The sequence below is a fragment of the Klebsiella sp. WP8-S18-ESBL-06 genome (assembly GCF_014169755.1).
GTDB lineage: Bacteria > Pseudomonadota > Gammaproteobacteria > Enterobacterales > Enterobacteriaceae > Kluyvera > Kluyvera ascorbata_B.
In genome coordinates this window covers 2,933,633-2,944,492 of sequence record NZ_AP022256.1, presented here as the reverse complement: position 1 = coordinate 2,944,492, position 10,860 = coordinate 2,933,633, and the positions used below count along the sequence as shown (strand labels likewise).

9 protein-coding genes are annotated in these 10,860 nt (G+C 58.2%); 5 read left to right on the top strand and 4 right to left on the bottom strand.

Features of this window, described 5'->3' with window-relative positions; genetic code table 11:
- Nucleotides 1-40 precede the first annotated feature (40 nt).
- Together H7R76_RS14135 and gapA are read right to left on the bottom strand one after the other, a co-directional pair.
- Nucleotides 41-925: a D-hexose-6-phosphate mutarotase gene (locus H7R76_RS14135; RefSeq protein WP_106926477.1), complete on the bottom strand. Its 885-nt coding sequence runs from the start codon at nucleotides 923-925 to the stop codon at nucleotides 41-43.
- Between the two features lie 84 nt (nucleotides 926-1,009).
- Entirely contained in the window at nucleotides 1,010-2,005 is a 996-nt protein-coding gene (gene gapA, locus H7R76_RS14130; RefSeq protein ID WP_106926479.1) for a glyceraldehyde-3-phosphate dehydrogenase, read from the bottom strand.
- A 339-nt stretch (nucleotides 2,006-2,344) separates the two neighbouring features.
- On the opposite strand from gapA, the gene msrB reads away from it, so the two are divergent.
- Both msrB and H7R76_RS14120 read left to right on the top strand, forming a co-directional pair.
- Nucleotides 2,345-2,758: a peptide-methionine (R)-S-oxide reductase MsrB gene (msrB, locus tag H7R76_RS14125; protein ID WP_106926481.1), complete on the top strand. Its 414-nt coding sequence runs from the start codon at nucleotides 2,345-2,347 to the stop codon at nucleotides 2,756-2,758.
- Between the two features lie 43 nt (nucleotides 2,759-2,801).
- Nucleotides 2,802-3,080: a YeaC family protein gene (locus H7R76_RS14120; RefSeq protein WP_106926617.1), complete on the top strand. Its 279-nt coding sequence runs from the start codon at nucleotides 2,802-2,804 to the stop codon at nucleotides 3,078-3,080.
- Here H7R76_RS14120 and H7R76_RS14115 read toward each other — a convergent pair.
- The gene (locus H7R76_RS14115) at nucleotides 3,077-5,005 is read right to left on the bottom strand and encodes a sigma-54-dependent Fis family transcriptional regulator (protein ID WP_182965570.1); all 1,929 of its coding nucleotides are present in this window, start codon (nucleotides 5,003-5,005) and stop codon (nucleotides 3,077-3,079) included. The genes H7R76_RS14120 and H7R76_RS14115 overlap by 4 nt on opposite strands.
- Nucleotides 5,006-5,278: 273 nt before the next feature.
- Between H7R76_RS14115 and ssuD the strand changes: the two genes are divergently transcribed.
- From ssuD to H7R76_RS14100, 3 genes are read left to right on the top strand one after another with little or no spacing between them, the layout of a single operon-like run.
- Nucleotides 5,279-6,451: an FMNH2-dependent alkanesulfonate monooxygenase gene (gene ssuD / locus H7R76_RS14110; protein WP_182965568.1), complete on the top strand. Its 1,173-nt coding sequence runs from the start codon at nucleotides 5,279-5,281 to the stop codon at nucleotides 6,449-6,451.
- Between the two features lie 10 nt (nucleotides 6,452-6,461).
- Nucleotides 6,462-7,847 (top strand): FAD/NAD(P)-binding protein, encoded by a 1,386-nt coding sequence (locus tag H7R76_RS14105; RefSeq protein WP_106926487.1) that lies wholly within the window; start codon nucleotides 6,462-6,464, stop codon nucleotides 7,845-7,847.
- A 54-nt stretch (nucleotides 7,848-7,901) separates the two neighbouring features.
- Nucleotides 7,902-9,299, top strand: a complete 1,398-nt coding sequence (locus H7R76_RS14100; protein WP_106926489.1) for an LLM class flavin-dependent oxidoreductase — start codon at nucleotides 7,902-7,904, stop codon at nucleotides 9,297-9,299.
- Between the two features lie 114 nt (nucleotides 9,300-9,413).
- Here the strand turns inward: H7R76_RS14100 and chiD are convergent, their stop codons facing one another.
- Nucleotides 9,414-10,667, bottom strand: coding sequence for a chitinase ChiD (gene chiD / locus H7R76_RS14095; RefSeq protein ID WP_182965566.1), 1,254 nt, complete (start codon nucleotides 10,665-10,667; stop codon nucleotides 9,414-9,416).
- Nucleotides 10,668-10,860: the final 193 nt, after the last annotated feature.

The window sequence follows — 10,860 nt, the reverse complement described above, 5'->3', positions numbered from 1 at the left end:
AAGGCCGGGCAATAGGATAGGCCCGGCCAGGAGGAGGGAATTAGCGGTTGAGGACGCGAATGGTTTGCGCAAGGCGCGCCGGTTTTTCTTCGGTGGCTTTCTGCGTTGCGCTGGCGCAGGCGGTTTCTACGCAAACGAAGGTTTTATAGCCGTCATCCGGCATATCACCCATGCTAACGGACAGGGCCGGGCCAGGGTTCCAGCCGACAACGTTCACATGGTGATGATGAATCACGTCGATAGTACGCTTCAGCGAGGCGTCGTGGATCACGCTGCATGCTTCCGGGTTCAGGTAAACGCGGTCGGTTCGATCCGGGAAGGTCTGTACACCGTCGCTCAGCTCACCGATTTGCGCATTCAACACTTTATCAATATAGCGATCGCCCAGACCACTCACTTTCACGGCATGAATGTCGCCGACGTTGAAATAGGTATGCAGTGCGGTCGTGGTTTCGAATTCACCGTGGGCTTCCAGCTCCATCTCGCAGGTTTTACCCAGCTTGAAGCGCGCGAGCAGAGAGAACTCGTGCGGCCAGTACTGACGGGTGGCATCGCTGCTTTTGAGCTCGAAGGTTAAGACCACGCCATTATCGTCTTCATTATGCGCCTTCAGCGCCCACGGCAGGTTACGGGCAAAACCGTGCGCCGGGAAACCCTGCTGCGCGGCTGGGCCAAACCACGGCCAGCAAATGGGCACGCCGCCGCGGATGGCAACGCCGTCTTTAAACGGGGTATTGGCGCTTAGCCACAGCACTTCTTGTTCCCCCTCTGGCTTCCAGGAAAGCAGATGTGCACCCTGGAAGGCCACTGAGGCTTTTACTTTGGGATGGTCTACGACAATCAGTTCCAGCTCGTCGAGCTGGCGACGGGAGAGGACAGGGGTAAGCTGTTCGATAACCGGGAGAGCGAAAATTTTGTTAATCATGATGCAATCCTTGGTGTTGAAAACTTTTAGCCATAAAAAAAGGCGACCGAAGTCGCCTTTTTGGATCAGGTTCTCATCTCAAACTTATTTGGAGATGTGAGCGATCAGGTCCAGAACTTTGTTAGAGTAACCAGTTTCGTTGTCGTACCAGGAAACCAGTTTCACGAAGTTGTCGTTCAGAGCGATACCTGCTTTAGCATCGAATACGGAAGTGCAAACTTCACCGTTGAAATCGGTAGATACAACGTCGTCTTCGGTGTAACCCAGAACGCCTTTCATTGCGCCTTCGGAAGCAGCTTTGATTGCTTTCTTAATTTCTTCGTAAGAAGCAGCTTTTTCCAGACGAACGGTCAGGTCAACAACGGATACGTTCGGGGTAGGAACGCGGAACGCCATACCGGTCAGTTTGCCGTTCAGTTCTGGCAGTACTTTACCTACAGCTTTAGCAGCGCCGGTAGAGGACGGGATGATGTTCTGAGCTGCGCCGCGGCCGCCGCGCCAGTCTTTGTGAGACGGGCCATCAACGGTTTTCTGAGTGGCGGTGGTCGCGTGAACAGTCGTCATCAGACCTTCGATGATGCCGAAGTTGTCGTTGATAACTTTAGCCAGCGGTGCCAGGCAGTTAGTGGTGCAGGATGCGTTGGAAACGATGTCCTGGCCTTCGTATTTGTCAAAGTTAGCGCCTTTAACAAACATCGGGGTGTTGTCTTTGGACGGACCAGTCAGAACAACTTTTTTCGCGCCAGCGGTGATGTGCTTACGAGCGGTTTCGTCGGTCAGGAAGATACCGGTAGCTTCAGCAACAACGTCAACACCAACTTCGTCCCATTTCAGGTTAGCCGGATCGCGTTCAGCGGTAACACGGATTTTTTTACCGTTAACGATCAGATGACCGTCTTTCACTTCAACGGTACCGTCGAAACGGCCGTGAGTGGAGTCATATTTCAGCATGTATGCCATGTACTCTGCGTCTAACAGGTCGTTGATTGCAACGATCTCAATGTCAGAACGTTTCTGAGCAGCACGGAAAACAATGCGACCGATACGGCCAAAACCGTTGATACCTACTTTGATAGTCATATATTCCACCAGCTATTTGTTAGTGAATAAAAGGTTGCCTGTAAAATTACAAAAACCTTACGCAGCGTCAAGCGGAATCGTGTCAATCATTGCGACAAATCAATCTGCTGCCTAAGCTTTGCACGACTAACCTGCCTCACTCTCCCTTTGAGCTTGAAACCACGTGGGGGCGGCGCCGGGAATTTTAAAGGGCACTGGAGATAAAAATGTGATTGGCGTCACAATTACCCGGCAGCTTTTTTACGCCGATTAAGTTTAGAACAAAAGTTCACGCTTCATTGTTAATGTTTTGTTAGAATCGACTGGCAAATGTATTTTTCATAGCGAGATGTGAGCAAAATGGTGAACAAACCCACCCCAGAAGAACTGAAAAATACCCTGAGTGAAATGCAGTTCTATGTCACGCAGAAACATGGCACAGAGCCGCCGTTTACCGGGCGTTTATTGCACAACAAGCGTGATGGGATTTACCACTGTCTGGTGTGCGATGCGCCGCTTTTCCACTCCCAAAGTAAGTACGATTCCGGATGCGGCTGGCCGAGCTTTTATGAGCCGGTTAGCGATACGGCCATTCGTTATCTCAACGATTACTCCCACGGTATGCAACGCACTGAAATTCGTTGCGGAAATTGTGACGCGCATTTGGGGCACGTGTTTCCCGACGGTCCGCAGCCAACGGGTGAACGTTTTTGCGTCAATTCCGCATCGCTTAGCTTCACGGATGACGAAAATGGCGACGCAATCAAAGGGTGAAGAAACGATTCAGCAAATTATTCCACAGGAGAGGGGGCTGAACATGAGTATTGAGCAAATGATCGACAATATGACGCCGGAAATTTACCAGCGTTTAGCCACCGCGGTGGAGCTGGGTAAATGGCCCGACGGCGTGGCGCTGACCGCAGAGCAAAAAGAAAACTGCCTGCAGTTGGTGATGCTGTGGCAGTCGCGCAACAACAGCGATGCCCAGCACATGACCATTGATACCAACGGCCAGATGGTGATGAAAAGCAAGCAGCAGTTGAAGGAAGACTTCGGCATTGCGCCGAAGCCTATTGCGACCTTTAAGCAGCACTAAGCGGCGGCCCACGGCTCAATTAACCGCTCTTTGGCGTACCACATCGCCTCTCTGACCGCGACCGGCCTGCTCAGCAGGCCAAGCGCGTAGAAGCGATCGGCGATGGTTTGCTGCGCGCGAATGGCCTGCATGTCCATTTCCCGGGTCTGATGGCTGCGCCTTGCCAGCGCGCAGGCCAGAGACCCGGTATCCAGCCCCAACTCCCCGGTCAGCAGCTGCGCGGCCTCCTGGCGGTGACGATCGATATATTTGCCAGTTTTGACCAGCGCGGCCACCACCCCGGCAATAATATCCTCGTTTTGTTGAGCGTACTGGCGGCGGGTGATGTAAAACTGATGATTGTTGACGCGGCCTTCGCCCGTGGCCAGGACACGCAGCGTACCGCTGCGCTCGGCGGTGCTCAGCAGCGGGTCCCACATCATCCAGGCGTCGGCTGACAACACGTCGCTGGCGGTCAGCGGGTATTTCGGCGGCGCGTAAACCACTTTCACATCTTCAAGCCCCAACCCGGCTTCCTCCAGAATCTGTACCAACAGCCAGTGCACGTTCGATCCCTTATTCAACGCAATCCGTTTTCCCCGGAGCTGCTCAAGCGTGCGGATATCGCTCGCGTTGGGCACGACCATCGCCACGCTCCTAGGCGCTGGCGGCTCCCAGGCAACGTACAGCAGCGCGTTGTCCTTCGCCTGGGCGAAAATCGGCGGGGCTTCACCGGTGGTGCCAAAATCAATTTCGTTGTGACTTAAGGCCTGTAACAGCTGTGGGCCTGCCGGGTATTCGCTCCACATCACGTTAACCCCCAGTTCGGCGAAGTTTTGTTCAAGCAGCTGACGCGCCTTCAGCACGCCCAGGTTGCCAAAACGCTGATAGCCGATACGCAGTTCGCGTTCGCGTGGCGCAGGGGGCGGCAGCACCCCGGCTTTCCGCCGCTGTTTAATCACGCCCAAATGTGCCAGATGCGTGCGCAGCGTATGGCGGCTGATACCCAGAAGCTGAGCGGCCTGGCTTTGGTTATGGTCGCTTCGGTCCATGGCGGCGTGGATCATCGCCTGCAGCAGACGGTCGTACAGCGCGCCGCTGTGGCTGTCCAACTGACGACGCATAAAGGCGGCCAGTTCATCGCTCTCCTCCGGTGCGCCCGGCTGCGTGGGCGAAACCGGCGTTAAGCGCAGATGTTCGGCGCCGAGTTCGCTTTCCGGGTTCAGCAGCACCGCGTTGTGCAGCGTGTTTTCCAGCTCGCGGATGTTGCCTGGCCACGGATGAGCGCTCAGCCGCGCCAACGCCTGGGCGGAAAGCCGCTGGGTTGGTCGCCCCAGACGACTGGCATACAGCTGCACGAAATGGTGCGCCAGCACCGGAATATCCTGCCGACGCTGGCGCAACGGCGGCAGCGTGACGGCGGCGATGTTCAGACGATAAAACAAATCCTCACGAAAACGGCGCGCCTGAATCGCTTGCGCCAGATCGACGTGGGTGGCCGCCAGCACCCGCACGTTAATACGGATGGGGCGATGAGAGCCGACGCGGGTAATTTCCCGTTCCTGAAGCACCCGCAGCAGTTTCACCTGCAGCGCGAGGCTGAGCTCACCAATCTCATCAAGCAGCAGCGTGCCGCCTTCTGCCGCCTCAAACCAGCCCTGATGGGTGTGGGTGGCGCCGCTGAATGCGCCTTTTTCGTGGCCGAACAGCTCCGACTCCGCCAGCGACTCGGTCAGCGCGCCGCAGTTGACGGCTAAAAATGGCCCGCCGGCGCGCGGGCTATGGCGATGCAGGTAGCGCGCCACCACCTCCTTGCCGGTGCCGGTTTCTCCGATAATCAGCACCGTCGCGTCGGTAGGCGCAAGGCGCGCAAGGACCTTCTGGAAGGCCTGCGACGCGGGGTCGATCGGCGCGGGTCCGGATAATGTGAGTTCGGCGTTAAGCATCGTGTATCTCCTGCGGATTAATGGCTCGACGTTATCCGTTGCCCACGCAAGATACCAGAGGGGGAAGGCGGCGGTTTGTCGCCATTGCAGCAGCTTTCGCCGTTGCGCTGTTGTATTTGCAACACGCACCGAACGACGGATTTCTGTTTAATTCAATGATAAATAACGTTTTTATTTTAACGAAAAACTGGCACGCATTTCGCTAATGTCTTTATAACTGACGAAGATAATGCCTTCTATAAATACCAAATATAGTTATAAAGGAAATGGATAATGACAGTACAAGCCGCTGAGAAAATAAATGTTTTCTGGTTCTTACCCACCCACGGTGACGGGCGCTACCTGGGGACTACCGAAGGCGGTCGGCCGGTCGATTTACCGTATCTCCAGCAGGTTGCGCTGGCGGCGGACAGCCTTGGCTATTACGGCGTGCTGATCCCGACAGGTAAAAGCTGTGAAGATTCCTGGCTGGTGGCCGCCGCGCTGGCACCGATGACCCGCAACCTGCGCTATCTGGTGGCGGTACGTCCCGGGCTTCAACCGCCGACGCTGGCGGCGCGCATGGCGGCTACCCTCGATCGCCTGTCAGAAGGACGGCTACTGATTAACGTGGTTACGGGCGGCGATCCGGTCGAAAACAAAGGCGACGGCATTTTCCTCAGCCACGCCGAGCGTTACGAAGTCACCCATGAATTCCTGGAGGTTTATCGCCGACTGCTGGCGGGCGAAAAAGTGGATTACCACGGCCAGCATATTCAGGTGGAAGGGGCAGAAGTGCTGTTCCCGGCGGCGCAGAAAAATGGGCCACCGCTCTATTTTGGCGGTTCGTCGACGCAGGCGATCGACGTTGCCGCTGACCACATCGATGCCTACCTGACCTGGGGCGAGCCGCCTCAGCAGGTGGCGGAAAAGTTGGCAGTAGTCCGGGCGCGGGCGCAAGAAAAAGGTCGTCAGCTTGAGTATGGCATTCGTCTGCATGTGATTGTGCGCGAGACGGAAGAAGAGGCATGGGCGGCGGCAGACAGGCTGATTGCGCATCTTGACGACGACACCATCGCTCAAGCGCAGCAGATTTTCGCCCGTATGGATTCAGCGGGGCAGGCGCGGATGAGCGCGCTGCATAACGGCAGCCGCGACAACCTGCGCATTGCGCCCAATCTGTGGGCGGGCGTCGGGCTGGTGCGCGGCGGCGCGGGGACCGCGCTGGTGGGCAATCCGCAGCAGGTGGCGGAGCGTATTCGTGAGTATCAGGCGCTGGGCATCAGCCACTTTATTTTCTCCGGCTATCCGCATCTGGAAGAGGCGCACCGCTTTGCTGAGCTGGTGATGCCGCTGCTGAACACCAGCAGCCAGCCGCGTTCGGCGACGGGGCAGGTGAACACCGGGCCGTTTGGCGAAACCATCGGCGGGGCCAAACGCCCCACTCAGCACGCCAGCGCCAACTGAGGAGGAAACCATGCCCGAGCGTGAGAAGGACCCGCATATTGTGATTGTCGGCGGCGGCTTTAGCGGCACGGCCGTGGCGATTCATCTGCTGCGCGAGGCGACGAGCCCGCTGCGCATTAGCGTCGTGGAGCCGCGCCCGAGTCTGGGATTCGGCGTGGCCTATTCAGCCACCGATCCGGCGCACCGCATTAACGTGCCTGCCGCACGTATGCAGCTTGCCGGTGACGACGATGGCGCGTTCGATCGCTGGTATCGGCGGCACGGTGATTTCCCTCAGGACCCGCAGGCCCTGCTGGCGGACGGTAGCGTTTACCCGCAGCGCGGCGCGTTTGGTCGCTATGTTCAGGACGCGTTTACCGCGGCGGCGCGGGCCCATGGCGATCGTGTGACTCACGTCCGGGAGCGTGCGGTGGGCTGGCAGGATGGCTGCGTTATCACAGCTGAAGGCCAACGCCTGCGCGCGGATGGCCTGGTGCTGGCGGTGAGCCATCCGCCGCCGCGACTGCCTCAGGCTGCACGGCCGCTGGCGCAGCACCCGCGCTTAATTGCCGACCCCTGGCGCGACGGGGCGCTGTCGGCGATCCCCGCCACCGCGCGGGTCGCCATTATGGGAACGGCGCTGAGCATGGCTGACGCGGTCGCGACGCTACAACGTCAGGGGCATCACGGTGACATTGTCGCGTTTTCACGTCATGGGCTGCTCTCGCGGCCCAATGCGCCGCTGACCGCCGAGAAATGGCAGGCCGACTATCAGACGGGAACGCTGCGCCAGCGTTTACGCCAGATTCGCGTCGATATCGCCCGGGCAGCGGCGGTGGGGCTGCCGTGGCAGGCGGTGCTGGACGCGGTGCGCGGACAGGGACAAACCCTCTGGCAGCAGATGGGCGATGCAGAAAAACGGCAGTTCTTACGTCACCTGCGGCGCTACTGGGACGTGCACCGTTACCGGATTGCGCCACAGGTTGCGCAGGCCATTGAGGCACGACGCGCCAACGGAACGTTTCGCTCGCTGGCCGCGCGTTTGCAGACGCTGGAAGCCGATGACGAGGCGCTGGCGCTTCATCTGGCGCTGCGCGGCGGCGGTCAGCATCGGGAAGCGGTGGATTATCTGGTGCTGACTACCGGGCCTGCGCATCACGATTTACTCGACGGCCAGCCTTTTTTCACCGCGCTGCGGCAGGCAGGACTGATTCGCGCGGATGCGTTGGGATTGGGGATAGCGGTCGATGCGCAATCCCTGGCCGTGGGGCGTGCCGACCACATCTGGGTCGCCGGACCGGCGGCGCGCGGCTATTTCGGTGAGTTGATGGGGCTGCCGCAGGTTGCGGACCACGCTCAACGGGTGGCCCGGTCGGTACTACAAACCCTGGCCTGTCGGCAATCCGTAGCCTTCTGAAATTAATACAACCTTATGATTGCGCTGGGGAATCCGGGCGCAGGAGAGACCGTTATGCCATCACAACGTGAAATTCGTCTAAATGCCTTTGATATGAACTGCGTCGGCCACCAGTCCCCGGGACTGTGGGCGCATCCGCGCGATCGTTCGTGGCAGTATAAAGACCTGGAATATTGGGTCGATCTGGCGCGTCTGCTGGAACGTGGCAAATTCGACGGTTTGTTTATCGCCGATGTGTTGGGCGTTTACGATGTCTATAACGGTAACGGCGACGCGGCGATTCGCCAGGCGGCCCAGGTACCGGTAAACGATCCGCTGGCGCTGGTGACGCCGATGGCCCTGGTGACCGAACATCTGGGCTTTGGCCTCACCGCCTCGCTGTCGTTCGAGCACCCTTATCCGTTTGCGCGCCGTTTGTCGACGCTGGACCACCTCACCAAGGGCCGCGTGGGCTGGAATATTGTCACCTCCTATCTGGAGAGCGGGGCGCGCAATATTGGCCAGCAGGCGCAAACGGCGCACGATGCCCGCTATGACTACGCCGATGAATATCTGGAAGTGGTGTATAAACTGCTGGAAGGCAGTTGGGAAGAAGGGGCTATTCTGCGCGATCGCGAGCGGCGTATTTTCAGTGACCCGAGTAAAATTCACGCTATCAATCATCACGGTAAATTCTTCGATGTACCGGGCTACCATCTGTGCGAGCCGTCGCCGCAGCGTACGCCGGTGCTGTACCAGGCGGGCGCGTCAAGCCGTGGTAAACAGTTTGCCGCCAGCCATGCGGAATGCGTGTTTGTGGCTTCGCCGTCGAAAAGCGCGCTGAAAAAAACGGTGGCCGATATTCGCCGTCGCGCCGAAGAGGCCGGGCGCGATCCGCGCAGCATTCTGATCTTCAACATGCAAACGGCGATCGTTGGCGAGACGGATCTCGCCGCGCAGGCCAAATGGCGGGAGTATAAAAACTGGACCAGCTACGAAGGCGCGCTGGCGCTGATTTCCGGCTGGACCGGCATTGATTTTGGTCAGTATCAGCCGGATGAAGTGTTTACCTATGCCAAAACCAACGCGATTCAGTCGGTGGTGGATACGTTTTCAACCGCGGATCCCGATAAACAGTGGTCGGTGAAGGCAATGGCGGAGTGGGTGGGCATCGGCGGGTTTGGCCCGCTGGTGGTCGGCAGCGCGCAGACCGTGGCCGATGAGCTGCAATCCTGGGTGGAAGAGACCGACGTTGATGGGTTTAACCTCGCGTATGCGGTGACGCATGAAACCTTTACCGACGTGGTGGAGCTGCTGATCCCCGAGCTGCAAAAACGCGGCGTGTATAAAAAAGCGTACCGCGAGGGGACGTTGCGCGAGAAGCTATTCGGCGGTAGCGCCCGGCTTCAGGCGCCACATCCGGGGGCCGGTTACCGTATTCATGAAACCAGCGGGCTGTTAACGCCGGTCTGAATTTTGTAGGCCGGATAAGGCGACGCCGCCATCCGGCAAACGGCGCCGGAGCGCCTGATGGCGCCGGAGCGCCTGATGGCGCTGCGCTTATCAGGCCTATAGGATCACCGCGTCTTAATGCTTGATGCCTAACGACTCAGCCAGTTGCTTCGCCAGCTGGTTGTGGTCATCCGCGCCGTACTCCCAGAACATCGCGCCAGCCAAACCTTTACGCTTGATGTAGTCGGCCTTAATGCTGACCGATCGCGGATTCTCATACGACAGCGCAAACAGCGGTTTACCGTCGCTTGACTGCACCGACAGCCACGGTACCTTCGCCTGGTCGTCCCAGTGCTCGGTAAAGCGTTTCTGCGGGTCGTTCAGCAGCTTGCTGACGATATCGTTGTACTTGACGTACGTATCTTTGGTTAAGTCAACGCCGAGCGATTTAAACAGCGCCAGCTCCGGCTCGCCGAAATAAGGCTGGGTAACCGGATTTTTCTGTGCGTCCGCTTTGCTCCAGTCGATGCCCGGCTCTACGCTGCGTTTGGGCACCCGACCATAGAAGCCGATGCCGAGGTTCATCTGGCTGGGCTTCAGCCCGGCGGCAAGGTAGTTATTGACCACAAAGTCGACGCTGTATTTATCGGCGTTCGCCACCGTTGGCCACTGGGTTGAATCATACAGGTTCGCGTTAAAATACTGCGTGCCGTATGCCATGTCATAGGTCATCAGGTTGATGTAGTCCAGCAGTGGCGCAATTGTCTTCACGTCTACCCAGCTTTTCGGGCTTTCTGCGTTGGCCCCCACGGCGATAGTGACCAGCTTTTTCTGCCCGAACGCCGCGCGGAGCTCTTTCAACAGCGCGGTGAAATTATCGCGATCCGCTGGCTGACTTGCGACCAGCCCCCACGCGCCGTTGACCGGATATTCCCAGTCAAGGTCGATTCCGTCGAGGCCGTATTTTGCCACTACCGCCTGGGCCGAGCGGATAAACACCGCGCGTGTTTCAGGCGTCGCTGCCGCGCCGGAGAAGCCGCGAGCCCCCCAGCCGCCGACCGACAGCAGTACTTTCAGATTGGGGTTCTGTTTACGCAGCGTGGGGATGATTTCTAAATCGGACTGCACCTTCGGCGACAGCCAGATTTGATGCAGCCTGGCGGCATCTTTTAAGGCGTCGTTGGTTTCATTTTTTTCGTCATTGTAGATAAGGCCAAACGAATAGTTCAGGTGGGTGATTTGCCGCACGTCGAGCTTATTGATATCGCCGCCCGGCCCGGCGGTAACGTCACCGCCGCCGTTGAAGTAGCCGACGGACATCAGGGAATTCGCGGAAACAACCGAAACGCAGAGCAGGGGTAATGCTGCCAGCAAAGGCAAAAGTTTCATACACGGTCCTCTTTGACATTGAAAAAGCAAACATGCCACGGAAAGGGTGTGGCGAAAAAACAACCGCCTGAACATAGCATTGCCGTGAGGGGAAATCTGCGAGGTGGTTCACGCCGAAGGGAGAGGAGGAGCGTAGGCCGGATAAGGCAAAGCCGCCATCCGGCAAACTGTGCCGCAGTGCCTGATGGCGCTG